At 71.6% G+C, this 23925-nt stretch carries 22 protein-coding genes; 5 read left to right on the top strand and 17 right to left on the bottom strand.

Going from position 1 to position 23925, the window contains the following annotated elements:
- Nucleotides 1–180: 180 nt before the first annotated feature.
- From HNR40_RS08150 to HNR40_RS08130, 5 genes are all read right to left on the bottom strand, one after another.
- A complete protein-coding gene (locus HNR40_RS08150) occupies nt 181–1353 on the bottom strand; it encodes a serine hydrolase (protein WP_184959571.1) in 1173 nt (390 codons plus the stop codon).
- A gap of 125 nt (nt 1354–1478) precedes the next feature.
- Entirely contained in the window at nt 1479–1952 is a 474-nt protein-coding gene (locus tag HNR40_RS08145) for a helix-turn-helix transcriptional regulator (protein ID WP_312896236.1), read from the bottom strand.
- Nucleotides 1953–2148: 196 nt separating this feature from the next.
- Entirely contained in the window at nt 2149–3102 is a 954-nt protein-coding gene (locus HNR40_RS08140; protein WP_184959566.1) for a response regulator transcription factor, read from the bottom strand.
- Nucleotides 3103–3264: 162 nt separating this feature from the next.
- Nucleotides 3265–3627, bottom strand: coding sequence for a TPM domain-containing protein (locus HNR40_RS08135; RefSeq protein WP_184959564.1), 363 nt, complete (start codon nt 3625–3627; stop codon nt 3265–3267).
- A gap of 4 nt (nt 3628–3631) precedes the next feature.
- Complete coding sequence (locus tag HNR40_RS08130; RefSeq protein ID WP_184959562.1) at nt 3632–3922, bottom strand: hypothetical protein; 291 nt, start codon at nt 3920–3922, stop codon at nt 3632–3634.
- Nucleotides 3923–3925: 3 nt separating this feature from the next.
- Here HNR40_RS08130 and HNR40_RS08125 point away from each other — a divergent pair, with 3 nt between their 5' ends.
- Complete coding sequence (locus tag HNR40_RS08125; protein ID WP_281395104.1) at nt 3926–5479, top strand: serine/threonine-protein kinase; 1554 nt, start codon at nt 3926–3928, stop codon at nt 5477–5479.
- On the opposite strand, the gene HNR40_RS08120 is transcribed toward HNR40_RS08125, so the two are convergent.
- Together HNR40_RS08120 and HNR40_RS08115 are read right to left on the bottom strand one after the other, a co-directional pair.
- A complete protein-coding gene (locus HNR40_RS08120) occupies nt 5476–6171 on the bottom strand; it encodes an FHA domain-containing protein (RefSeq protein WP_184959558.1) in 696 nt (231 codons plus the stop codon). The two genes, HNR40_RS08125 and HNR40_RS08120, sit on opposite strands and share 4 nt — an antisense overlap.
- A gap of 56 nt (nt 6172–6227) precedes the next feature.
- Nucleotides 6228–7634, bottom strand: a complete 1407-nt coding sequence (locus HNR40_RS08115) for an amidase (RefSeq protein ID WP_184959556.1) — start codon at nt 7632–7634, stop codon at nt 6228–6230.
- Nucleotides 7635–7774: 140 nt separating this feature from the next.
- On the opposite strand from HNR40_RS08115, the gene HNR40_RS08110 reads away from it, so the two are divergent.
- A complete protein-coding gene (locus HNR40_RS08110) occupies nt 7775–8608 on the top strand; it encodes a nuclease-related domain-containing protein (protein WP_184959554.1) in 834 nt (277 codons plus the stop codon).
- Here the strand turns inward: HNR40_RS08110 and HNR40_RS08105 are convergent.
- Nucleotides 8535–9335: a TetR/AcrR family transcriptional regulator gene (locus HNR40_RS08105; protein ID WP_184959553.1), complete on the bottom strand. Its 801-nt coding sequence runs from the start codon at nt 9333–9335 to the stop codon at nt 8535–8537. The two genes, HNR40_RS08110 and HNR40_RS08105, sit on opposite strands and share 74 nt — an antisense overlap.
- Before the next feature lie 46 nt (nt 9336–9381).
- Between HNR40_RS08105 and HNR40_RS08100 the strand changes: the two genes are divergently transcribed.
- Nucleotides 9382–10185 (top strand): thioesterase family protein, encoded by an 804-nt coding sequence (locus HNR40_RS08100; RefSeq protein ID WP_184959551.1) that lies wholly within the window; start codon nt 9382–9384, stop codon nt 10183–10185.
- On the opposite strand, the gene HNR40_RS08095 is transcribed toward HNR40_RS08100, so the two are convergent.
- Nucleotides 10186–12915, bottom strand: coding sequence for a type 1 periplasmic-binding domain-containing protein (locus HNR40_RS08095; RefSeq protein ID WP_184959549.1), 2730 nt, complete (start codon nt 12913–12915; stop codon nt 10186–10188).
- Nucleotides 12916–13034: 119 nt separating this feature from the next.
- Here HNR40_RS08095 and ilvD point away from each other — a divergent pair, with 119 nt between their 5' ends.
- On the top strand, nt 13035–14888 hold the full coding sequence (gene ilvD, locus HNR40_RS08090) for a dihydroxy-acid dehydratase (RefSeq protein ID WP_184959548.1): 1854 nt from the start codon (nt 13035–13037) through the stop codon (nt 14886–14888).
- Here the strand turns inward: ilvD and HNR40_RS08085 are convergent.
- From HNR40_RS08085 to HNR40_RS08050, 8 genes are read right to left on the bottom strand one after another with little or no spacing between them, the layout of a single operon-like run.
- Nucleotides 14868–16361: a protein kinase domain-containing protein gene (locus tag HNR40_RS08085; protein WP_184959545.1), complete on the bottom strand. Its 1494-nt coding sequence runs from the start codon at nt 16359–16361 to the stop codon at nt 14868–14870. The two genes, ilvD and HNR40_RS08085, sit on opposite strands and share 21 nt — an antisense overlap.
- The gene (locus HNR40_RS08080; RefSeq protein ID WP_184959543.1) at nt 16351–16620 is read right to left on the bottom strand and encodes a hypothetical protein; all 270 of its coding nucleotides are present in this window, start codon (nt 16618–16620) and stop codon (nt 16351–16353) included. The genes HNR40_RS08085 and HNR40_RS08080 overlap by 11 nt, the downstream gene beginning before the upstream one ends.
- Nucleotide 16621: 1 nt before the next feature.
- Complete coding sequence (locus tag HNR40_RS08075; protein WP_184959541.1) at nt 16622–16882, bottom strand: hypothetical protein; 261 nt, start codon at nt 16880–16882, stop codon at nt 16622–16624.
- Nucleotides 16883–17374 (bottom strand): hypothetical protein, encoded by a 492-nt coding sequence (locus tag HNR40_RS08070; protein WP_184959539.1) that lies wholly within the window; start codon nt 17372–17374, stop codon nt 16883–16885. It abuts the gene before it with no gap.
- Nucleotides 17371–19869 carry an FtsK/SpoIIIE domain-containing protein gene (locus HNR40_RS08065; protein ID WP_184959536.1) on the bottom strand — a complete coding sequence of 833 codons (2499 nt, stop codon included), beginning with the start codon at nt 19867–19869 and terminating at the stop codon, nt 17371–17373. The genes HNR40_RS08070 and HNR40_RS08065 overlap by 4 nt, the downstream gene beginning before the upstream one ends.
- Complete coding sequence (locus HNR40_RS08060; RefSeq protein WP_184959533.1) at nt 19866–20300, bottom strand: nucleotide exchange factor GrpE; 435 nt, start codon at nt 20298–20300, stop codon at nt 19866–19868. Before HNR40_RS08060 ends, HNR40_RS08065 begins: the two co-directional genes overlap by 4 nt.
- Nucleotides 20297–21799 (bottom strand): Hsp70 family protein, encoded by a 1503-nt coding sequence (locus HNR40_RS08055; RefSeq protein WP_184959531.1) that lies wholly within the window; start codon nt 21797–21799, stop codon nt 20297–20299. The genes HNR40_RS08060 and HNR40_RS08055 overlap by 4 nt, the downstream gene beginning before the upstream one ends.
- The gene (locus HNR40_RS08050) at nt 21799–22917 is read right to left on the bottom strand and encodes a hypothetical protein (protein ID WP_184959528.1); all 1119 of its coding nucleotides are present in this window, start codon (nt 22915–22917) and stop codon (nt 21799–21801) included. The genes HNR40_RS08055 and HNR40_RS08050 overlap by 1 nt, the downstream gene beginning before the upstream one ends.
- A gap of 124 nt (nt 22918–23041) precedes the next feature.
- Here HNR40_RS08050 and HNR40_RS08045 point away from each other — a divergent pair, with 124 nt between their 5' ends.
- Nucleotides 23042–23755, top strand: a complete 714-nt coding sequence (locus HNR40_RS08045; protein ID WP_184959525.1) for an FHA domain-containing protein — start codon at nt 23042–23044, stop codon at nt 23753–23755.
- Nucleotides 23756–23925 lie beyond the last annotated feature (170 nt).

Raw genomic sequence — 23925 nt, 5'->3', positions numbered from 1 at the left:
GAACTTGACGGCCAGCTACTAATCGCCGGTGCATGCAGGCCGTAAACACGGCCGACCTTCATCGGATCGTTACGTCCGTTTCGGGCAGTCGGTGAGTGTGCCGGTCACCTGTGCTTGTCCGCGGTTTTCCCCTGTACGGCGGGGCTGTGGCGTTCCCCGGCCGGGTGGTTTTATCCGGCTTTATCGGGATGTCATGGATGTCGTGGGTGGAGCGGATGTCGTGGGTGGAGCGGGCTTCGTCATCGTCTTGACCACCATCCGCGCCACCGCCTCGACCGTGGCCACGCCGTACCCCATGGCCGGGCTGCGCTCGGACAGCACCGCGAGCAGCAGGTCGTGACCGCCGGTCTGGAGGCGGCCCACGCTGTTGACCGTCCAGAGGCCGTCGTGGGCGCTGGCGGGGAGCCAGCCGTTCTTGAGCGCCACCTGCCCGTCACCGGCGGCCGCGCTCACCCCCCAGGCCTGGTCGGGCACCACACCCGACATCAGCTCCAGGACGAACCGCCGGTTGGCCGCCGTCAGCGGACCCTCCGGATCGGTGAGCCGGTCGAGCACCTTCACCTGGTCCGACGGCCGGCTGCGGGTGGTGCCCCAGGAGTGCTCCGGCCAGGTACGCCGGATCCCCAGCTCGCGCAGCACAGCGGTCAGGCCGTCGCGGCCGCCGATCGCCCGGTACAGATCGTGGGCGCAGTCGTTGTCGCTGACCCGGATCATCCTGCTCGCCACGCTTCGCTCGCGCTTCGTCAGCCGCCGCCCCTCCTCCTGCGCCTTCAGCGCGAGCGCCAGGAGGATGTCCACCTTGGCGACACTGGCCAGCATGAACGGCTCGCGCTCCCGGTAGGCGTACCGGATGGCCGCCACCCGGTCGTACACGGCCACGGCCGCCCGGCCGGGCCGCGAAGCCAGATACCGCCCCAACGCCCTGTCCAGCTTCCCCCGCACCCCGTCCGGCAACGGCCGCCCGCCCTCCTCCTGACTCCCCGACCCGCCCACAGGAGACACGGAAGCAGGAGGCCCAGGCGCGTGCCCGGCGGAGGTCGCGTCGGCAGGAGGCCCAGCCACCAGCGAGACAGCAGGGCCGATCACCCCGCCGGCGGTAAGAGGTGCGGTCGTGTCGGCAAGAGGGACGGCGGCCAGGCCGACCGGCGACCCGGATACCAGGCCTGTCGGCGGCCATCGGAGTGCCGGCTCGAAGCCTGCGGTGACCGTGTTGCCGGGATGCCGGGCGATGACGGGCATCCCGGCCAGGGCCGCGGGCCGGTGTGCGGATGCCGGGAGGTTGGCCTCCACGCCGGAACAGGCGGCCATGGTGACCGTGAAGGCGGTGATGAGCGAGATCCCCCGAACGCGCATGAGCGCGAGCCTGCCAGCCACCACGCCAACGACCATGGGCGGAGTAGGTCACCCAACCCCCAAGATTCCCCACCCGGCATGGGGCGTGCCCCGGCTGGCGGGCAGCCGGGGCACGGGGCCGGCGGTCAGGCGACCTTGCGGCGCTGGAACGGGAGGAAGCGGTCGGCCAGGTGGGGGCGGGACGGGGTGAGGGTGGGTTCGACGGCCAGCACCCGGTCGAACCTGAACGCCCGGATGCCGCGCCGCATCCGGCACACTCCCACGAGGTACCAGTATTCCCGGTGGACCAGGCAGGTCACCGGCTCCACGTCACGGATCGTCACGTGGCCGGAGGCGTCCTGGTAGTGCAGGCGGATCATGAGGCGGCTGGTGATCGCGTCGGCGATGACGCGGGCGCGGGAGGCCACGTCGGCAGGCAGGGGATCGGTGAGCGTGGCCAGGGTGGTGGCGATGACGTCGTCGTCGAGGTCGAGGTGCTCGAAGACGTTGCGCAGGCCGCGCCGGGCGGTGACAGCCTGCGGGCCGGCTCCCAGGTGCGCGAGGGAGAGGGCGAGGGCGGCGATTTCGGCGGTCGTCAGCGGGCGGGTGTGAGACTTCACATCAATACCCATACCCAAACACTAGCTCCTGCCACCGACAATTTTCGAAAGCCTGTACGGACATCGCGGGCCCCTGTCTCGGTCGTGGGATGCCCCGATTTGTGCCGCCTGTCCCGATCGTGCCCGCCCCAGGAGCTCGCCTGTTCCGATCGTGCCCCGCCCCGGAGCTCGGGTGGGGCGTGCCGTACGCGAGAGGTCAGATCCAGCCCTTACGGCTGGCGGTCACGCCGGCGGCGAAGCGGGTTTCGGCGCCCAGGGCGCTCATGGCCACCGCGATGTGCCGGCGGACCGTGCGGACGCTGATGCCCGTCTCGTGCGCGATCTGCTCGTCCGTCTTGCCCGCCGCCAACTGCAGCACCACCCGGCGCTGGGCCCTGGTGAGGGGGATGTCCTCGCCTTCGGCGTCCACCGAGTCCCGCCACATGAGGTCGAACCAGTCCGCCAGCATCCGCAGCAGGTCGGGCGAGGTGACGAGGAGGGCGGGCAGGCCGGTCGCGGTGGCGGCGACCAAGGCCATCGCGTCGTCGACCAGGATCATTTTGGTGGGGATGGCTCTGCGCATGCGTACCGTCTCGCCGGCCACGGCGGAGTCGCTCATCAGCCGCCGGCCCCAGGGCACGTTGCTGTAGGCGGCGTCGTACAGGCCGAGGTAGCGGGCGCCGCCCTCCAGCGCGGCCGGGGGCGGGAGGAGGAGGCGGTGCGGGGTGGGCTCCGTCTCGAAGGCGATGGTGAAGGCGGCGCGGACGAGGCGGGTCCCGGCGGCGTACAGTTCCACGGCCTTGGCGGCGGCCTCCGCCATCGTCGGGATGACCTGGACGCCGCTGATCGGCGCCGAGGCGGGGTGGTCGTCGTGGGCGCTCCAGCGGGCGGCGAGCGCTCGCCAGCCGGCGGCGAGGCGGGCCTGGCGGCCGGTGAGTTCGGCGTGTTCGCGGTCGAGGAGCGTGCGGAGGGCGGCGGCGATGCCGACCGGTCTGAGCAGGGCGTCGCCCTCGCCTCCGCGGAAGGCGACGCCCATCGAGAGCAGTTCGAGGGTCTCGGGGGCGTCCCCGTCGACGTCCACGTCCAGTTCCAGCGCCCCGCTGGAGGTGAGCCGGTCGTAAAGCGCCTGTGCCTGCGGGCTTACCAGCCCGGCGAGGCTGTTTTCCGCCATCGGACCCTCCTATGGACGTGGGATCAGCCCCAGCCCACGCCGTCGTCGAACCACAGCATGACTTCCTCCCCCGTATCTATGTGGAACTTCCTGACATGTCCTTTGTAGGAGAGGCCGGGAAGGCGCACAGCCTGGAGGGTTTCAGGGGAGGCCGGGGAACTGTCAGCGGCGGGCGGTCGCCTGTTCGCCCAGGGCGGCGATGCCGTACAGGAGGCCGCCGACCAGATCGCCCACGCTGAACGCGGTCGCCATCGACATCGCGGTCAGCCGGCAGGCCCCGTCCGACAGCCGCAGCCGGGCGCTCTCGCCGGTGACGATCTCCAGGGCCCTGCCCTCCAGGTCCACCAGGACGATCACGCCGTCGACGGCGTCGTCGCCGAGCGCGGCGTGCAGGCGTTCGGCGAAGTGGCGGCGGCCGCCGACGGGTTTGCCGAGGAAGACGCCGAAGCGCAGCCCGCTGCGGCGTTCGGCGAGCAGGAGGGCCTGGCGAAGGTCGTCGGCCTGGGCCGCGGTCAGTACGCGCATCGTGTCACCATCCCGCCGTCGCTCCGCCGATGTTCCTGCCCGGTTCCGCGGTCTCGGCCGCGCTCACCCAGTCGACGTCCGGCGTCTGCGCCCAGTGGGCGGCCCGGTCGGCCAGCACCAGGTCGGAGGTGCTGACGCCGTGCTCACTTCTGGACGGCCCGCCGAGCCAGACCGGCCCTTCCGCCGCCCTGCGGGCGCTGCCGCGACCCGGCGCCAGGACCAGCAGGCTGATCAGCACGAAGATGCCGAGGGAAGCACCGATGAGGAAGCCGAGGATCTGCCACGCGCTGCTCACACCATGACCGTAATCCCGGTTCGGCTGCCCGGCCAGACCTCATATGAGAGAGTCGTGAACCAAGATCCCCCACAAGAGGTCAAAACTGCTGTGGACACACCAGAATCGATCGGTCGTTACCCGGTTGAGCGTGCCCTCGGTGCCGGCGCCTTCGCGTCGGTGTGGCTGGCGCGTGATGACCAGTTGCAGTCTTATGTCGCCATCAAGGTGCTCGCCGAGAACTGGTCGGTGGAGCCCGCGGTGCGGGAGCGTTTCGTCAAGGAGGCCAGGCTTCTCCGTCAGGCTGACTCGCCGCACATCGTCCAGGTTCATGACATCGGCGAGCTTCCGGATGGCCGGCCGTACTTCGTCATGACCTATGCGGACATGGGGACACTCGCCGGACGCCTCGCGGACGGACCTCTGCCCGTGCCGGAGACGCTGCGGCTGCTCGGCGAGATCGCCGGCGGGGTCGGCGAGCTCCACCAACTGGGCATCGTGCATCGTGACCTCAAGCCGTCCAACGTGCTGTTCCGCACGGCGACGGGGGGCGGCGAGCGGGCGATGGTGGCCGACCTCGGCGTCGCGCGCGCGCTCGCCGACGCCACCAGCCACACGATCGCCGCGGGCACACCCGGCTACATGGCGCCCGAGCAGATGCGCCTCGACGGCGCGCCCGACGAGCGCGCCGACGTGCACGGGCTGGGGGCCCTCGCCTATCACCTGCTGACGGGCCAGGTTCCGGGCTCCGGCGCGGTACGGCTGGCGCCACACCGCCTGCGCCCCGAGGTGCCCGAGCGGATCAGCGCGGCGGTGATGAAGGCCATCGACCCGGACCCGGACCGGCGCTGGCCGAGCGTGGCCGACTTCGACGCGGCCCTGCGCGGCACCGAGCCGGACCTGCCCGCCGACTTCCAGGATCACGGGCCGCGCGACGAGGGACCGGCGACCAGGCCACGCACGCCACCGGCCAGGGCGCTGCTGGCGGGCGGCACGGCCCTGGTGCTCGCGGGCGCGGTCGTGGCCGTCATCCTGACCCGCGGCGGTGGCGGCGTACCCGAACAACTGCCCGGCACGGGCGGCGGCACGACCGCGAGCGCTGAGGCCGGGCCGCAGAACGACCTGCGCGACGACGCCCCGGTGCCGCAGCAGTATCGCCAGGTGATCGTCGAGGCGGGCACGTGGTGCGCCGACATCAAGGGCCTCTCGCCCGCGTTCATCGCGGCGGTGCTGAAGGTCATGAGCGACTTCGACCCCGATCTGAGCGACAAGGAGAAGGACGAGTTCGGCATCGCCCGCTGGACCCCCAGAGTGCTGCGGCACTGGCAGCCGTACGGTCTCAACCAGCCCGAGCCGCGCCCGCCGTACAGCGTGGAGCTGTCCGTGCAGTCCATGGGCCGCTTCTTCTGCGTGCTCGGGCCGCAGATCTCCAACATCAAGGGCGACCCGGCGGCCAACCTTGCCGCGCTCTTCCTGTCGGGGGTGGAGCCGATGAAGCGCTCCAAGGGCATCCCTTCGTTCACGAAGGAGCGGGTGGACCTGATCATGAAATATCGGAACGAATACCGAAAGAGCTAGGGCAGCAGCCGTAGATCTGTGTCGATCACCAGGTTGAAGCGGAGCGCCAGGTTGATCAGGGAGGCACGCTGCCAGTCGGCCTTGCCTCCCTCGTCGGCCTGCTTCACCCGGAGCTTCGTCCTGGCCAGATAGTCGATGTGGAAGTTGGCTCCGCTCCTGGTGAGGCCGTGTCCCGACAGCCGCTCGATGAGCTGCGGCACCGTCGGCACCACCGTGCTGGACGGGTCGCGCAGCCGGGGCTCGCAGAGCGCGACCAGGATGAGGAAGTACTTGGCGGTCCGGTCGAGGGGGAAGACGCCCATCGTGGTCGCCCCCGATCCGGCCACGGTGGCGGCCTTGCCGTACACGTGCTCGGGGGCGAAGACGAGGAAGCCGGTCGTGCCGTGCTCGGCGGGAAGGATCACCCGCGAGAACTCGAACGGCACCGGCATGCCCATCCGCTGCGGCGGCACCTTGACGAACTCGCCGCCGCCCTCGGGGTTCTCGACCACGTAGGTGCGGTCGGTGGTGAGGTTGGCGATCAGCCAGTAGTCGTCGACCGCGGTGATGCGCCCGGCCATGCGCGACACGGCCCGGTCGGCGATCACGATGTCCACGGGGACGTCGTCGGCGCCGCGGCCGAACGTGGCGGATTCACCGGGATTGAGCTCGGCCGCCACGGCCGTGTCGGTCTGGATGAGAACGGTGCGCATGGCCATGGTTGTAACGTCCTCGCCCTCTGTGCGGCCATCTGTAAGGTTCCAGGGTTTTACCAGACCTCGGGCCGACGATCACCCCAGAATCCGCCCCGGTAAGCCTCGACCTGGGCCGACAAGGAGATCAAAACCCCTTCCTCCCCGGTACGGCCCGCCAGCATGACCCCGATCGGCAGCGCGTCCTCGGTCCAGTAGAGCGGCAGGTTGACCGCCGGCTGCCCGGAGACGTTGTAGATCGCCGGGAAGGCGGCGAAGCGCTTCATCCGCTCGAACGTCAGCTCGGGGTCGTCGCCCTCCTCGAACCAGCCGACGGGCCGGGGCGGCTGGGTGACGGTCGGGGTGAGGATGGCGTCGTAGGCGTTCGTGACCGTCAGCGCGATCCTCGTGGCGAGCTGGAGCGCCGACTGTGCCTGGAGGAAGGAGGGCGCCGGGGTGGCGAAGCCGCGCTCGCGCAGCCATCTGGTCAGCGGCCTGAGCGCCTCCTGCTGGTCGTCGGCGACCGGATGCATGCAGGCGAAGGCGTACCAGAGCGTCACGAACTGCGGCACCAGCTCCGGCCCGAACGGCGGCGCGATGTCGACGACCTCGTGCCCCAGCGCGGTCAGCGTCTTCGAAGCCTCCTCGTAGGCCGCCATGACCTCGGGGTCCACCTCGGTGCCCGGCACCACGGGCTCGGCGTAGCGGGCGATGCGCAGCCGTCCGGGCTGCCGGGTGGCGCACTCCAGGAAGGTGCCCGCGTGCGGCGGGGCGAGGTAGAGGTCGCCGGGGTTGTTGTGGGCCATCACGTCGAGCAGGGCCGCGGCGTCGGCGACGTTCCGGGCGATCGGCCCGTTTGTCGACATTCCTGCGAGGTCAGGGATGATCGGGGCGAAACTGATGCGGCCGCGGGTCGGCTTGATGCCGAACAGGCCGCACACCGAGGACGGGATCCTGATCGAGCCCGCGCCGTCGCTGCCCTGCGCCACGGGCGCCAGACCGGCGGCCACGGCGGCCGCCGCGCCGCCGCTCGAACCGCCCGCCGAACGCGTGAGGTCCCACGGCGTCCTGGACGGGGGTGACAAATATGTCTCTGTGTAGCAAGGCAGCCCAAATTCGGGCGTAGCGGTCTTGCCAAGCATGACCGTGCCGGCTTCGCGCAGCCGTTCCACCACGGTGTCGTCGACCGGCGCGACAAAGCCCTGGTAGCAGCCCGATCCGAACATGATCGGCACGTCCTTGACCAGATTCAGGTCCTTGATGGGCACCGGGACGCCGGCCAGCGGGCCGTCGGGCAGCGCCTTCTCCAGCGCCCGTGCCTGGGCCATCGCCCGCTCCGCCGTGACGGTGACGTACGCGCCCACCTCGGCGTCCAGCCGATCGATTCGATCAAGGTAATGACGGGTCAGCTCGACCGGCGACAGCTCGCCGTTCCTGATCGCTTTCCCCTGGTCAAGCGCCGAGAGATCGTGAATCGCACTCACACTACTGAACAGTAGGGATCTCTAGCAGAGAATGTAATAGATACCCGGAAATCGGACGAGGAACACGATGACCTGGGCCATAAAAGTATGGACGCCCTAACACTAGGAAACCCGACGATCAGCAAGCTACCTTGAGTTACGTGGACTCCGACCTCCAGCGAGAAGACGGTCACAATACGTCACCGATCTGGGTGAGCGACAGGCCGGAAGATGAGGCCCCCGCGGCCAAGAAGTCGCCGGCCGCGACGCCCGCGTCGACGTATGCCCCCATCGAGCGCGCCTCCGTGCGCGTGCTGCTGCGGCAGCCTCGATATCGCCGCTTGCGCAACCGTGCGCTGCTGGCGATCGGCGTTGGCGTGGTCGTCGGGATCCTCGTCCAGGACTGGCGTATCGGCGTCACCGCTGCCATCGCCGCTGCCATCGCCGACACCGTCTACCGTGCCCGCTCAGCCTCGTCCGTGCCCGCCTGGCGCCGTTCCTCCGTGGCGGAGCGCCGCACCGAAGGCCAGCTCAAGCGGCTCGAACGCAGCGGCTACCGCACGCTCCACGCCCGCGCGATCCCCGGCAGCGAGGCCCAGATCGACCACCTGGTCATCGGCCCCACCGGCGTCTACGCGGTCGACTCCGAGAAGTGGGACAAGCGGCTGCCGGTGCGCGTGCAGATGGGCAAGAAGCTCTTCCACGGCCCCTTCGACATGAAGCCCAGGATCACCGAGGCCAAGCTGGAGGCGTCGCAGGCCGGTGAGCTGATCAGCAAGGCCTTCGGCCGCGAGATCGCCGTCGTGCCCTCGCTGGCGATCTACGGGCCGCCGGTGCCGTGGAAGGTCATGACCATCCGCGGCGTGGACGTCTATGAGGGCACCAGGGCGCGCAAGTGGATCACGAAGCGGGAGCACGCGCTCACCGAGGAAGAGATCGACCGCCTGTACGAGATCGCCGAGAGCGTCCTTCCTCCTCGCTACGGCGACGGCTGAGGCGTTCGGCCAGTTCGTCCAGGTCCCCGGCCAGTTCTTCGCTGGCCGGGACACCGGTCCGCGGCACCCTGGACAGCATCGTGCTGCCGAAGCCCGCGACGATCACCGCCTGGTCGATCAGCTCGTCCACGTCCGGCCACGGGAAGCCCGGCTGCGCCAGCAGCAGCGCGACGCACCCGTGCATCGAGGACCACAGCGTGAGCGCCAGCCGCTTCGGATCCCCGCGCAGCACGCCCGACTCCACGCATCGCTCGACGACGGCCACCATGTGCCCGAAACAGGCCGCCGCGGCTTCCGGCACGGCCGTCGTGGTCTCCGGTACGGCCGCCGCAGTCTCCGGTGCGGCCGTCGCGGCTTCCGGTACGGCGGCGCGGTCGCTCAGGGGCGGCTTCATGAGCAGCACCCGGTACTGCACGGGATGCGCCAGCGCGAAGCGCGCGTAGGCCCTCCCGCAGCGGCCGAGTGCGCGGAACGGGTCGCCGTGGTCGTTCTCCCGGAACAGGCGGCCCAGCTCGTCCCAGACCCGCAGGCAGACCGACTCCAGCAGGGCTTCCTTGTCGGCGAAGTGCAGGTAGACCGAGGGCGTCGAGATGCCGGCGCGGGCGGCGACGGCCCGCAGGGTCAGCGCCTCCTCGGTGCCGGACTCGGCGAGCAGGTCCTCGGCCGCCCGCAGGATGTCCTCGCGCAGGAGCGCTCCCTCGCCGCGCCGGGCTCTGGTCCTGGTCATGCATCTCACATTGACGTTGTTAAGTTAACGATGTCAACCTGAGCGCATGACGATATTTCGTGATGCGACCGCTGTGACCCCCCAAGGTGGCGGATATGCCGTCAGCCTTGACCCGCAGTGGGCCGTGGGCACCAAGCTGCACGGCGGCTACCTGCTGGCCGTCCTGGGCCGCGCCGCGGTGGCCGAAGCCGGCGCCGGGCATCCCCACGTGACCGCCGTCAGCGGCGCCTTCGTCGAGCCGCCCGACTTCGGCCCCGCCGAGGTGAGCGTGACCAGGCTGCGCGTGGGCAAGAGCGTCGCCCAGGTGCGCGCCGATCTGTCGCAGGAGGGCCGGCCGCGCGTCTCCGCTCTGATCACGCTGGGCCGCCTCGACGACTCCGACCCCTGGTGGACGGCCTCGGAGCCGGTGGACCTGCCACCCGAGCAGGAGTGCTTCCTTTCGCCGGTCGACCCGCCCGGCGCGCCGTTCCCCGTGCCGCTGATGGGCGTGGTCGAGGAGCGCGTCAACCCCGAGCACCTCGCCTTCGCCTTCGGCCGGCCCAGCAAGAAGGGCGTGATCGCCACCTGGCAGCGACTCGGCGACGGCTCCGACTGGGACCCGCTCAGCCTGCTCGTGGCGCTCGACCCGGTGCCGCCGGTCACGTTCGACCTGGGGCTGCCCGGCTGGATGCCCACGATCCAGCTGTCGGCCTACATCCGCCGCCTGCCCGCGCCGGGGCCGGTCCGCGTCAAGCTGGAGGCCACCGACGTCGGCGGTGACCGCATCGACCAGGTCGCCCACGTCTGGGATGACAAGGGGCGGCTGGTCGCCCAGTCCACCCAGCTGGCCGCCGTCCGGCTGCCCGCCTGATCACCGGTACTTCTCCGCCACCTTGGCACACCACGGGCTCGACCCGGCGGGCGGGCCGCAGGCGCCCACCTGCTGGGGGCGTTCCGCGCCCTTGGCGCGCAGGATCAGCACCGGCTTGTCGCGCGGGTACTGCCGGGCCGTCCCGCCGCCGAAGTCGATGCCGCCCGTCGCCCCCTGGATCGCCGGGCCCGAGGCGGTGTGCAACATGCTGAGCTGCCGCCATACCGTGTACGAGTTCACCGGCACCGCGTGCCGTACCGGTCCGCCGAGCCGCCGGATCGCGGTGATCAACGTCTCGGCGGCGTCGTAGGACAGGGCGGCGTGCCCGTCGAGCGTGCGCCCGGCGCCCGGCTCCTGGCACTCGAAGGTGAACGTGCGGAAGAGCTGGTCGTAGAAGTCGTGCGGCTGCGGCTGGCCGCACCGGTTGGGCGCCACCGCGAACGACTGGTAGTAGAAGGGCACCTGGCCCACCTCGCCGCGCAGCCGTACGTCGGCGGCGTATCGGGAGATGTCATCCCCGGCCAGGATGGTCGGCGGGGCGCCGGGGCAGGTCTCGTTCACGCCCTTGATGAAGGACTGGAAGTCGGGGATGCCGCGCCCGGCGAAGTACACCAGGCCCTTCGCGTCGCACGCGCTCACCCCGGCCTGGCGCGGCTCGCCGGCGTAGGGGTGCTCGTTGGGGTCCCCGGGGCCGGGCTTGGCGCTGCCGATGGCGGTGAAGCGCCGGTTCTCCACCGCGAACCCGGCCTCGGCTAAGCGCGCGGACACCTGCTTGCGGAGGTTGTCGCTGTAGTAGTCGCTGACATCGTGGGAGTAGTAGACGCGCGCCCGCGCCGGCAGGCCGAGCGTGGTGGCGAAGGCGGCGGCGACGGCGGCCTGCCGCTTGTTCTGCGGCGCGACCTGGAAGTAGAACGGCGACTCCTCCACCAGCCGGTCGGCGGACAACGTCGAGGCGACCATGGGCAGCCCGGCCTTGCCGAGCGCGTGGATGGTGGCGACGGTCTGCCGGCGGCTCTGGTCGAGTCCGACGACGCCGACGATGGGCGCCTCGGCCTCGCTGGAGGAGACCAGCAGGCGGGCGATGGCCTCGCCGTACTGCATGCGACCGCCGCCGTTGGCGACCAGCAGCCGCACGATGGGCTCGCTGGCGCCGGAGGAGTCGTTCTGGTTCTTCTGCGCGATGGCCACGCCCGCCAGACCCTCCCGCACCGCCGCGAGCGAGTCGCGGTTGCTGGAGGTGAGCGCGGCGAGATAGACGATCGTGACATACGGCCGCGCCGCCTGCGCCTGGTCGGCATGGAGGGTCGCGGCCCGCTGGTTCTCCTCGTGGATGCGCCGGTGAACCTGGGCGATCTCCGGGGTGCTCGGCGTGAACAGGTATCCGGGCTCGGCCACGCCGACGCACTCCGCGCCCATCAGCTGCCTGCCCGACTCCGCCCACGGCGTCCACGGCCCGGTGGCGCACGAGTTGCGCTGCCAGGCCACGGTCTGCCCCGCGTACGCGCCGACGGCCCCGGCCAGCACGCTCCAGAACAACGCGATCGCCAGCGGCGTGGACCACCAGGGCGGCTTCCTGGTGGGCGGCACCCAGAAGCGGCTCGCGGTGCTGAGCACGACCGGGTCCTTCGGCAGGCCGGGCGCCCGCACGTCGAGCGGCTCGCGCAGCACCTGCAGGGCGGCGGCCCGCCCGGTGGCGACGAGCTCGCGCCGCCAGCGGATCAGCGCCGAGACCGGATCCTCCTCCTCGGCGGTGGGCGGGTCCCCGCCGGGAAGGTAGGTCACCACCACGACCGGATCGAACGACTCCAGGTTGGAGCGCCGCTCCGCGATCAGCTCGACCAGCTCCCCGCCGTGCTCGTTGAGCAGCAGCAGCGGGTAGAAGACGTGCCCGGCGCCGCGTACGTGCAGGGGCGTGCGCCGGTACTGCCGGCTCAGGTCGTCGAGGAAGGCCGACAGCAGCAGCCGGTCGACCCGCCCGGAGTCGGCGGGGTCGAGGTCGGCCAGCAGCGCGGGCAGCCCGGCCTTGGCCGCGTCCTGGGCCAGCGCCGCCCGCAACGCGCGCAGCCGGCCGCTGAGCAGAGGCGCCTTCCCGCTCAGCCGCCAGTCGTGCAGGAACGGCGGAGCCAGCTTGAGCAGCACGTTGAACGGGAACGGCACGCTCTCGCCGCCCCGCTCGGCGGCCTCGATGCCCCAGCCCCAGGTGCGGTCGACCGCGCGCAGCGCCTCGCGGGCCGCCTCCTCGGTGTCGGGACCGGCGTCGGCGTGCCGGGCCGTCCAGGCGGCCAGGACCTTCACCGTCATCCGGTAGCGCGGGAAGCGCAGCCCCGGCATGCGCCTGAGCTTGCCATCGGCCGACGAGCGCCGCTCGGCGTCGGCGCTCAGGTCGCCGACGATCCTGGCCAGGATGACGGGCACGGTGTCGCCGGGCGCGATCTCGGGTTTGGAGCGGCGGATGCGGGTGGAGATCACCGGGCGCAACGCGACGGCGTCCCTGACCAGGAACTCGGGCCAGTCGCCGGCGTTGCGCAGGCGCATGATCGGGATGCCGCGGCGGCCGGTGTGCTGGGGGCGTTCCTGCGGCTCCTCCTCCTGCCGCTCGAAGCCGGCCGGGACGTGCGGGGAGTCCTGCACGCCCTCGCCGCGGGCCGGTCGCCGGCAGAGCCGGTCTATCGTGTGGATGAAGTTGCCGACCCTGGCCGTGAGGTCGGACTCGACGCGCCCCGAAGTCATGCGCACCTCGATAGCACCGTCTGGCGATCTTGTCACGGTTATCCCGAGCTGTGGACATGCGTCTCAGCTGTCGGGCGATAGCCGTACCATGTGAAGACACTCACGATGGGAGAAGCTCAATGCCCGCCCTCAGGTCACGTACGGTCACCCACGGTAGGAACATGGCCGGAGCCCGGGCCCTCCTCCGGGCGACCGGCGTAGCCGGGAGCGACTTCGGCAAACCGATTATCGCGGTGGCCAATAGCTTCACCCAGTTCGTGCCGGGCCATGTGCACCTGCGCGAGGTCGGCGACGTGGTCGCCGGGGCGATCAGGGAGGCGGGCGCGATCCCGCGGGAGTTCAACACGATCGCCGTCGACGACGGCATCGCGATGGGCCACGGCGGCATGCTCTACTCGCTGCCCAGCCGCGAGCTGATCGCCGACGCCGTGGAGTACATGGTCGAGGCCCACTGCGCCGACGCGCTGATCTGCGTCTCCAACTGCGACAAGATCACGCCGGGCATGCTGCTGGCGGCCATGCGGCTCAACATCCCGACCGTCTTCGTCTCCGGCGGGCCCATGGAGGCGGGCAAGACGCCCGGCAAGAAGCTCGACCTCATCGACCCGATGATCGCCTCCGCCGACGACAGCGTCTCCGACGCCGAGCTGCTGGAGATGGAAGAGAACGCCTGCCCGACCTGCGGTTCGTGCTCGGGCATGTTCACCGCCAACTCCATGAACTGCCTCGCCGAGGCGATCGGCCTGGCCCTGCCCGGCAACGGCACCATCCTGGCCACGCACAAGCGCCGCGAGCAGCTCTTCCGCGACGCCGGCCGCACGATCGTCCAGCTGGCCAAGCGCTACTACGAGGACGACGACGCCAGCGTGCTGCCGCGCGCGATCGCCACCCGCGAGGCCTTCGAGAACGCGATGGCGCTCGACGTGGCCATGGGCGGCTCCACCAACACGATCCTGCACATCCTGGCCGCGGCCCGCGAGGGCGAGGTCGACTTCGGGCTCAAGGAGATCAACGAGATCTCGCTGCGGGTGCCGTGCCTGTGCAAGGTGGCCCCGGCCACGAACAAGTACCACGTCGAGGACGTCCACCGGGCCGGCGGCATCCCGGGCATCCTGGGCGAGCTCGACCGCGCCGGGCTGCTCCACCGCGACGTCCCGACGGTCAACGGCGGCACGCTCGGCACGCTCATCGAGGAATGGGACCCCGTCTCGCCCACGGTTTCAGCCGAGGCCGTCGAGATGTGGCACGCCGCACCCGGCAACGTGCGCACGGTCAAGCCGTACTCCCAGAACAACCAGTGGGACGACCTCGACCTCGACCGCGCAGAAGGCTGCATCCGCGACCACGAGCACGCCTACAGCGCCGACGGCGGGCTGGCCGTGCTCTACGGCAACATCTCCCGCGACGGCGCGGTGGTGAAGACCGCCGGCGTGGACGAGTCGATCTGGAAGTTCTCCGGCCCCGCGGTGGTGTTCGAGTCGCAGGACCAGGCGGTCGAGGGCATCCTCGGCGGCAAGGTCAAGGCGGGCGACGTGGTGGTCATCCGCTACGAGGGCCCCAAGGGCGGACCGGGCATGCAGGAGATGCTCTACCCGACCTCGTTCCTGAAGGGCAAGGGCCTCGGCAAGGTCTGCGCGCTGGTCACCGACGGCCGCTTCTCCGGCGGCACCTCGGGGCTGTCGATCGGCCACGCCTCGCCCGAGGCGGCCGAGGGCGGCGCGATCGCGCTGGTGGAGGATGGCGACATCGTCGACATCGACATCCCCAACCGCCTGCTGGAGCTGCGCGTGCCCGAGGCCGAGCTGGCAGCCCGCCGCGAACGCCTGCTGGCCGAGCTGGGCGGATACCGCCCGCGCGACCGCAAGCGCGCCGTCAGCGCGGCGCTGCAGGCCTACGCGGCGATGACCACGTCGGCCTCGACGGGCGCCTCGCGCGACCTGACGCAGCTGTCGTCACACCTCGTCCAGCGGTAGCGAGGCGAAGCCCGGCACCTGCTCGGGAATCACCAGCTTGCCCCGCGAGGTCAGCAGGGAGGTGGTCAGTGCCGTGGCCACCTCCTTCAGCGCCGCGCCGACCGGGCGGGTGTGGTCGGCGAGGAAGGCGCCGTGGGTGGCGACCTGCCGGATCGTCTCCGCGTTGCACTCGCCCACCCCGAACGCGATCACGTTCGGCCGGGCGGAGAAGGCGGGCGAGAGCAGATCCCGATAGGGGGTGGTCCAGCTCTCGTCGTTGGGCCGGCCGTCCGACAGGAAGAAGACCGTGGGCCGGTAGCAGGTGCCGCCGCCCGCCTTGATCAGGAAGACGTCGCGCTCGATGGTGGCGCGCAGGAGCTCCATGGCGGGGCCGTAGCGGGTGCCGCCGCGGGCGCGCAGCTGGGGGAGCACGTCCAGCACGCCCAGGTCGGCCAGCGGGAGCAGCACCTCGGCGGTGCCGGAGAAGCCGATCACGCACAGCCTCGTCGCGGCGGGGGCGCGGGCCATCTCCAGCCGCAGCGCCTCCAGGCCGGCGTTGACGGCGTCGAGCGGCTCGCCGATCATCGAGACCGACTCGTCGCAGACGAAGTAGAACGGCAGCACGTGCTCCGGCGTGGCCGAGACCGTCTCCGGGGCGGCGGCCGGGGGACCTGATCGGCGGGGCGGCTCGCCGTACCCGACGAGGGCCTGGAAGAGCTCCATCACGGTCGGGCGCCGCGCCGACTGCTTGGCCAGGCAGCGCTCGACGAGCGTGCGCAGCGTGCCGGACAGCGGCCCGAGCTCGGGCTCGCCGTGCGCGATGCGGTTGGCCAGCGCGGCGAAGTGGCCGCTCGTGCCGAACGGCGGCAGGCCCGACGCGGCGAAGACCATCGTCGCGCCCCACGCCCACACGTCCGCCTTCGGCCCGAGCGGGCCCCCGCCGAACTGCTCGGGCGCCATGTACGGCGGAGTGCCGATCTGGGTGTGGCGGGAGACGTCGGTGGCCTCCAGCGCGCGGGCGATGCCGAAGTCCACCACGCGCGGCCCGTCGGGCCCGATGAGCACGTTGGCGGGCTTGAAGTCGCGGTGCACGATGCGGGCGCCGTGGATGGCGGCCAGCGCGGTCGAGGTGAAGATGGCCAGCCGTTCGAGCGCGGCGCCGGAGAACGGGCCGTCGCGCTTGACCGCGGTGTCCAGCGAGGGGCCGTTGACGAACTCGCTGATGATGTACGGCATGTCGCCGTCGATGTCGGCGTCCAGGATGACCGCCGTGCACGCTCTCGGCACCTTCAGCGCGGCGGCCAGCTCGCCCGCGAAGCGCCTGCGCGCCTCGGCGTCGTGGGTCCAGCCGGCCCGCAGCACCTTGATGGCGGCCAGCTCGCCGGTGGGGGAGCGGCCCAGGTAGACCAGGCCCTGGCCGCCCTCGCCGAGCCGTTGGAGTATCTCGTAGCCGCCGACGTGGCGGGCGTCGCCAGGACGCAGGTCAGCCGGCACGCCAGACCGCCTGCCTCGCCCAGTCGGCGCCGATCTTGCCGGCCTGCCGCAGCAGGTTCGCGGCCAGCACGCACTTGGCCGCGGCGGCGTTCAGCATCGAGGCGGTGGCCCACGCGCCGGGGTCGGGTAACGAGCCCACCAGCGCGGCCAGGCGGGTGATCCGCCCGGCGGCCACGTAGAGCTCGGCCGCGATCCGGTCGGCCTGCCCCAGGCTCTCCACCAGGGCCTGCGCGATCCGCTCCAACTCCGAGCTGTTCATCTCAGACCCGGTTGGCGTAGTCGGTCGCGGTTCTGGCCGCGCTGTGCAGCGAGCCCGCCGCCGCCTTGACCGCCCGCGAGGCCTCCTGCAGCACCGCGATGATCTGCTTGTCGGCGGCGGTGGCCGAGCCGCCGATGAGCTCCTGCACGCGGGCGACGGCCTGGGAGAACTTCACGTCGAAGGCCTGGATGCCGCCCGCCGCCTGCCTGGACTGGTAGGCGACGTCGTGCAGCTGCTGCTTGACCTGCTGGATCTGGGACATCTATACGACTCCGATCACGAGGACCAGCACGATGACGAGCGCGACCGCCCCGATGAGCGCGTAAATCCAGACCGGTCGCCGGGACGGCGGCGCCACCGGACGAGGCGGCGGCGGAGGGGGCGGCGGCGGATTGGCCGTGACCATGGAACGAGCCGCCAGAAGCTCGGCGAGGCTCTCGTTCAGCCCCTCCTCCACCCGCTCGAACGTGGCCAGCGCCGCCCTGGCCGTGGTGGGAACCCCCAGGTCGAAGCGGTCCGCAGCACCCTCGGACGGCACCGCGCCCTCGGTCATGACCTTGTGGCAGAGCCCGTCGAGCTGCCCGAGCCGCCGCTCCACCTGCTGCCTCTCCTGTACGGCCGTGGCCAGCCGCTTCTCCGCGGCCGACACCGCCCGTTTGGCGGCGGCCTCGACGGCGGCCAGCCTGCCCCGCCCCGCCTCGGCCGCCCGCGCCAGCACCCCGAGCGCCTCGGTGTATTCCTCCCACGCGCTCACCCGAAGATCACCACCGGCAGCGGCTCCCCGGACAGCCCGTCGTGCAGCAGCCCCCGGCCGGGCCGGGCCGACCAGGCGACCAGCGGCCCGCACACCTGCTGCACGGCCTCGACCGGGTGGCGCAGGAACAGGTAGGAGTTGACGTGGCAGCGGTCGAAGCCGAGGTGCTCGGTGCACACATTCATGCGGTTCCACCAGCCGTAGAAGAAGACGCCCACGTCCGGCCCGTCCTTGACGATCTCCTTCAGCGTGTCGGCGGGCGAGGTGAAGTCGTCGCCCATCCGCATCCTGGCGCGGTGCATGCCGAAGCCGAGCACGTGCACCCACGGCTCGCCGCCGTCGCGCTCGCGCATCTCCTCGCGCAGCTCGGCGAGCTGCCCGGGGATCGCCCGCGCCTCCTCAAGGCCGTCCAGCCAGACGAACCGGTCGGCCGGGCGCGCCTTGCCGATGGAGGCGCTGAGCCCGGCCAGCACGCCGCGCGCCGCGGCCGCGTCGTCGCCCAGGATGAGCAGCCCGGCGCCGGGCTCCTGGCGCACGTCGAAGGCGGCGGGACGCTCGGTGACCGCGACCGGCACGCCCACCCACGGCCGGACCAGGTCGGGCCCCGACTCCACCGGATGGTGCAGCATGGCGGTCAGGTCGGCTGGCTCGTCCTGCTTGAACACGCGCGGCCGGCGCTCGGCGCGGGCGTGGTGCCACAGCTCGGCGCGCAGCGCCGCCAGCTCCTCCTCGCGGGCGTGCGCGATCAGCGCGACGCGGTTGGCCTCAGGGGAGCCGTAGTCGTCGTTGAGCACCGCCTGGCCGCGAAAGCGCAGCCCGACGGCGGCCGTGTTGTGCGAGGACAGCAGCGACTGGGAGTCGGCGGCGGTGGTCTTGAGCACGATCCGGTTGGGCACCTGCCCGAAGATGGCCTCACGCTTGGTCGCCAGCCGCTGGATGCCCTCGATGGTCTGCGTGGCCAGCACCACGTGCACACCGTAGGCGCGGCCGAGCCGGACGAGCTTCTCCAGCAGGGCGGTGGCCTCGTCGGCGATCGGGTCGTCCTCGGCCAGCATCACCTGGAACTCGTCGAGCACCAGCAGCAGCCGCGGCGGGCGGTCCGGGCCCGGGTCCATGCCGGCGATGTCGGTCACGCGCAGCCGCTTGAACGTCTCGCTGCGCAGCTCCATCTGCTCGTGCACGTGCCGCAGCACCGCCAGGCCGAACTCGCGGTCGCTGAAGACGCCCAGCACGCGGGCGTGCGGCAGCCAGCGCTCGCCGCCCAGCCGCTCGAACTCCAGGCCCTGCTTGAAGTCCAGCAGGTACATCTCCAGGTCGGCCGGGGAGTAGCGGGCGGCCAGGCCGTGGATGAGCACCAGCAGCAGGTTCGACTTGCCCTGGCCGGCCGAGCCGCCGATGAGGATGTTGGGCAGCGGCGGGTTGCTGCTGCTCAGCCGTACCCAGGCGGGCTCGCGCCCCTCGGCGCCGACCGCGATCCGCAGGCCGTCGCCCTTCTCCACCCGCGCCCACCAGTCGCGGCGCGGCGGCAGCGTCCCGGCGAACGGCACCCTCGGCAACTGCGCGCCCGCCGCCGCCCCCGCCACCGCGGCGAACAGCTCGGGCCCCGGCGGCGGGTCGGGACGGCAGGCCACGTTCTCCAGCCCGGCCACCGTGATCCGCTCGCGGCCCGCCTCCACCCGCCGCAACAGCGCGGCCAGCCGCTCGGGCTCCACGCCGCGCTCGGGCTGGATCGCCGCGTTGTGCTGGACGAGGAAGCAGACGCCGCGCCCGGCCGCCGACTCGGCCACCCGCAGCAGGTCCCGCTGCACGCCCTCGTCCACACCCGCCGGGTAGTCGAGCACCACCATCAGCCGGTACGGCTCCGCCAGGTCCTCGAACGCGCACCCACCCGACTGGGCGATGCGCTGGGCCCGCGTGTGCAGGGTGTGGACCAGATCGCCGACCCGCTCGGCGAGTTCGGCCACGCCGGACAGCGAACGAGGCAGCGCCTCGCCGAAGACCCCGAGCGCCCCGGTCAGCCTGGGGTCGTACGCGTCCACCTGGACCCGTCCGGCCGGCGTGGCCGCCACCGCCCTGAGCACCGCGCCCAGGACCAGGCCGGCGGCGCCGTCCCCCACGGCGTACCAGCCGGCGGTGGGCAGGAGCGGGACGACGACCGGCACCTCGCCGCAGACGCCGACCCGCACATGTGTAGGGGCCGCGGTGCCGAGAGACCCCCACTCGGCCCCGGAGAAGGGCAGGCCGGCGACGCCGGGCGCGAGTTCCGCGGTTGTGGCAGCCGCCGTCTCCCTCGCGCCGTCCATCGCCCGCCGCACCGCGGCCTGGATCCGGTGCCGTTCCGCCTCGGCCGTACGCTCGGCCTCCCGGACGGCTTGTTGCCTGTCGCGCTCCGCCCCGAGCTGCGCCTCCGCCGCGACCTTCCTGGCCACGGGCGCGTAGGCGCGGAAGGCCGCGACCAGTCCTCTGATCGCGGCCTCGCGATGGGCGAGGCTCACAGGGCCACGACCACCCTGGCCGGCCGGAACACCCAGCCGTGCCGCGCGTAACCGCGGTTCCACACCTCCAGGACGGTGCCCGGCTCGCTGCCCTCCTCCGCGCGGGCGGCCGCCGCCTCGTGCGTGGCGCGGTCGAAGCCGGTGTCGGTGGGCACCTCGCGGATGCCGTTGACGGCGAGCAGTTCGAGCAGTTCGTCCCTGATCGCCAGGGCGAACTCCCGTTCCTCGCCCTCGTGGCGGTCGATCCGGTCGATGACGGCGGCCACGCCGAGCACCAGCGGCAGCTGCAGGTCGCGGAAGAGCGCGCCCTCCGCCTGCTGGATGCGGCGGGCCTGCTCCTCGAGCAGCTTGCGCTTGTCCAGGTCGTCGGACAGGCGTCGCTTGAACAGGTCGGTCAGGACGTCGAGTTTCTCGGACAGTTCCTCACTCATAGGATCTCCAGGTCGCGCATCGCGTTGCGCATCTGCTCGACGGCGTGGGCGCCCAGGTTGTTGTCCCGTTGCAGCTCGACCGCGCCCAGCGACTGCCCGGTCGCGCCCAGGAACACCTCGGCGTGCACGACGCCGTCGATGTCGTAGGCCATGACCACGCGGATCTCGGCCTCGTCCGGCAGGCCGGGCGGCAGCAGCAGTTCCGTCGACTTCAGGACCGTCACGTAGCGCAGGTCCTCGTCGTCGCCCTCGGTCAGCTCGAAGTCCACCGCCCGCTGGCCGGGCTGGACGGTGTAGTAGCTCTTCTCCCGCTTCACCGGGATCTTCGAGTTGGCCGGGATGATGATGGAGTTCTGCGCGATGTTGCGCTCGTTGAGCGCGATGGTGCCGAGGCTCTGCGAGGTCACGTCGCTGACCGCGACCGGGATGCGGGCGATCGCCCCGCCGGCCGCCGCGCCCAGCGTGTCGGCGTAGACGGCCGCGCCCAGCGCCACCGCCTCGTCCGGGTTGATGCCGATGTCCGGCATCCGGCCGGACATGCGCTGCACCATCGCGCTGACCATCGGCATCCGGGTCGAGCCGCCCACGAGCAGGATCCGGTCGATCTTGTCCCAGTCGACGCCGGCGTTCTCCATGACCTCGTCGACCGTCACCTCGGTGCGGGCGAGCAGGCTCGCGGTCAGCTCCTCGAACTCCGCCCTGGTGACCGGCACCTGGAAGGTGGCGCCCTCGGCGCTGACCCGGACGATCGTCTGCGGCATGCTGGTCAGGCGCCGCTTGGCCTGCTCGCACTGGGCGCGCAACTCGGCCTCGCCCTTGTCCGACTCGCGCACCTCCGGCCCGCCCTGGTCGCGGATGCGGGTGGCGACGTGGCCCATGAGCAGGTTGTCGAAGTCGAAGCCGCCGAGGTTGCGGTCGCCGCCGGTGGCCATGATGTCGAACTCCGTGCCGGTCACCCGCATGATCGTCACGTCGAAGGTGCCGCCGCCCAGGTCGTAGACGAGGAAGACGCCGCTCTGCTGCTTGTTGAGCCCGTAGGCGATCCCGGCCGCGGTCGGCTCGTTGATCAGGCCCAGCACGTTGAGCCCGGCGATCTCGCCGGCGTCCTTGGTCGCGGTACGGCGGGCGTCGTCGAAGTAGGCGGGCACCGTGACGACCACGTCCCTGACCTCCTCGCCGAGCTGCATGGAGGCGTCGGCGGCCAGCCGCTTGAGCACCAGCGCGGAGACCTCCTCCGGCCGGTACTCCTTGCCGTCCGCGTCCACGTACGCCGCCCCGGGCTCGCCCATCTTCCGCTTGACGAACTCCACGCAGTCGTCGGGCAGCACGGCGGCCAGCCGCTTGGCCTCCACGCCGACCAGCGGCGTGCCGTTCTCGAACACCACGACCGAGGGCGTGAGCCGTTCGCCCTCGCGGTTCTCCAGGATCTCGGGGGAGGGCCCGCGCACGATGGCCGTGGCCGAGTACGTGGTGCCGAGGTCGATGCCGATCACCCCCATCAGAGCCGCCCCCGGACGATCATGGCGTTGATGCGCCACCGCGGGAGATAGTGGTTGCGGATCTGGAGGTGGATGCGCAGCCAGGCGACCCCGCCGCCGAGCAGGACGCCGAGGAAGAACCCGCCGGTCCCCGCGTTGCTCAGGATGCCGGCGATGACGAAGGCGATGACCGCCCACAGGATCACCGTCTTGGTGACCTTCCAGCCGGTCACGCCGTACAGCTGCTTGGTCTCCATCGTGGCCAGGTACTGTTCCTGGTCGATGACGCGCAGCATGATCTGCTCGTCGTCGCTCAGCGTCTTGACCCGGTTCAGCACGGCGCGGGTCTGCGCGATCTCCTCGGCCGTGGTGATGTAGTACCCGTCCTCCTGCTTGGCCACCGGGATCGTCTCGGCGTACGCGAGCAGCACGTCGGCCAGGTAGTAGGCGGCCATGCGCTTGTTGGAGCCGTGCAGGTGGAGCTTCTCCAGCACCGGGATGGCCTGGGCGTAGCGGCCCTGGTTCGCCAGCGAGCCGGCGATGCCGAGGTCGGCCTCCTCCGAGCCGCCGGTCAGCCGGTTGACCTGCTCGTAGCAGGACAGCGCCCGGTCCCACTGCTCCAGCTCCTCGTAGACGCCGCCGAGCTCCAGCTGCCGGTCGGGGTTGGCCACGTCGAGGGAGGCGGCCTGCTGCGCCTCGTACAGCGCCTCGCTGAGGTTGCCCAGGCCCGCGTTGGCACGTGCCAAGATGCTCCAGACCTCGGCGGACGCGCCGAGCGTGTTGCGCGCCTCGCGGCCGCAGTAGGCGGCCGAGTTGTAGTCGCCGACGGCGAGGTGGTCGCGGGCCTGCTGCAACCAGTCGCCGCTCCCCGAGGAGGCGGTGACCGGCGCCTGCGCGCCCCCGCCCGCGGCCAGGAACGCGTCGAGCTGGATGTCGTAGCCCTTGCGCCGGGCGTCGTCGAGCAGGATCTCCCTGGCCTTGGTCAGCAGAGCGACCTTCTGCTCGGCCTCCTGCCGCTTGCTGAGGTCGGAGCTGTTGGTGCGCTTCTGCCACTGCCGGAGCTCGTTGGTGATCTTCTTCTTGATGACGTCGGCCGGGTCGTTACGCTCCGCGCCGACGATGGCGTAGTAGTTGTCCATGCCGCGTCTCCATGACCGAGGGATCTCCATGCTCGGAAGCCCGATCGCGGCCCGCCAGTGCTGTTACGGCCAATGGCAAGAAGATGACGTTATGTCACGCGCGACGGCGGCCTATGCTCCGGTCGTGGAAGTGATCACGGTCCAGCGCGACTTTCAGGGCAGCACGGCCGTCGAGACCCGGCACCTGCGGCCCGGAGAGTCCATCACCTTCGGCCGAGGCACCGCCGACACCCCGGTCGACCTGCGGCTCGACGACCCGGCCGTCTCACGCAAGGCGGGGCAGCTGCGGGCGGTCAAGGACTACTGGGAGATCTCCAACCTGTCGCGCCGCTACGCCTACGTCGTGGAGAACCTGGAAGGCGGCGGATTCGTCCGGCTGTCACCGGGCACGGTCGACGCCCCGATCCCGTTCGAGACCGCCAGGGTCCGCGTGCCGGGCCGCCAGGACCAGCTGACCTTCCTCGTGCTGGCGCCGCTCAAACGCCGCCTGGCCACCGAGCACGACCCCGGCGGCGCCACCAGCACCCCGCAGCCCTACCCGCTCGACCCCGCGGCCAAGTACTTCCTCGTGCTCGCCGCACTGTGCGAGCCCCAGCTGCGCGACCCCGCCCGCGACCGCGTGCCGAGCGTCCCCGAGGTACGCCAGCGGCTGGCCGCGCTCGGACTGAGCCGCTCGGCCGTCAACTACCACGTGGACTTCCTGGCCGGCACGAAGTTCCGGCTCCAGCCGCCGGGCCAGGGGGCCGGGGTCGACTGGAAACCCCGCTCGATCGTCAAGCACGCGCTGCGCTTCGGCCTGATCACCCCCGCGCACCTGGTCCTGCTACCCCCAGCCTGATCACCCCCGCGCACCTGATCCCTGCTACCCCCGGCCTGATCACCCCCGCGCACCTGATCCCTGCTACCCCCGGCTTGATCACCCCCGCGCACCTGATCCCTGCTACCCCCGGCCTGATCACCCCCGCGCACCTGATCCCTGCTACCCCCGGCTTGATCACCCCCGCGCAC

Origin of the sequence: Nonomuraea endophytica (genome assembly GCF_014203235.1) — a bacterium.
In the GTDB taxonomy this organism is placed as follows: Bacteria; Actinomycetota; Actinomycetes; order Streptosporangiales; family Streptosporangiaceae; genus Nonomuraea; species Nonomuraea endophytica.
The sequence above is the reverse complement of the archived record's forward strand: the minus strand, read 5'-3'. Positions and strand labels throughout refer to the sequence as shown.

Bases quoted from the DNA above. Each gene is read 5' to 3' on its own strand.
- HNR40_RS08140 (WP_184959566.1), bottom strand. From the start codon at position 3,102: ATGGCGGAAAACAGCCTCGCCGGGCTGGTAAGCCCGCAGGCACAGGCG.
- HNR40_RS08150 (WP_184959571.1), bottom strand. From the start codon at position 1,353: ATGCGCGTTCGGGGGATCTCGCTCATCACCGCCTTCACGGTCACCATG.
- HNR40_RS08075 (WP_184959541.1), bottom strand. From the start codon at position 16,882: ATGTCCCAGATCCAGCAGGTCAAGCAGCAGCTGCACGACGTCGCCTAC.
- HNR40_RS08050 (WP_184959528.1), bottom strand. From the start codon at position 22,917: ATGGACAACTACTACGCCATCGTCGGCGCGGAGCGTAACGACCCGGCC.
- HNR40_RS08125 (WP_281395104.1), top strand. From the start codon at position 3,926: ATGACCGTAATCCCGGTTCGGCTGCCCGGCCAGACCTCATATGAGAGA.
- HNR40_RS08055 (WP_184959531.1), bottom strand. From the start codon at position 21,799: ATGGGGGTGATCGGCATCGACCTCGGCACCACGTACTCGGCCACGGCC.
- HNR40_RS08135 (WP_184959564.1), bottom strand. From the start codon at position 3,627: ATGCGCGTACTGACCGCGGCCCAGGCCGACGACCTTCGCCAGGCCCTC.
- HNR40_RS08080 (WP_184959543.1), bottom strand. From the start codon at position 16,620: ATGAACAGCTCGGAGTTGGAGCGGATCGCGCAGGCCCTGGTGGAGAGC.
- HNR40_RS08120 (WP_184959558.1), bottom strand. From the start codon at position 6,171: ATGCGCACCGTTCTCATCCAGACCGACACGGCCGTGGCGGCCGAGCTC.
- HNR40_RS08095 (WP_184959549.1), bottom strand. From the start codon at position 12,915: ATGACTTCGGGGCGCGTCGAGTCCGACCTCACGGCCAGGGTCGGCAAC.
- ilvD (WP_184959548.1), top strand. From the start codon at position 13,035: ATGCCCGCCCTCAGGTCACGTACGGTCACCCACGGTAGGAACATGGCC.
- HNR40_RS08100 (WP_184959551.1), top strand. From the start codon at position 9,382: ATGACGATATTTCGTGATGCGACCGCTGTGACCCCCCAAGGTGGCGGA.
- HNR40_RS08105 (WP_184959553.1), bottom strand. From the start codon at position 9,335: ATGACCAGGACCAGAGCCCGGCGCGGCGAGGGAGCGCTCCTGCGCGAG.
- HNR40_RS08060 (WP_184959533.1), bottom strand. From the start codon at position 20,300: ATGAGTGAGGAACTGTCCGAGAAACTCGACGTCCTGACCGACCTGTTC.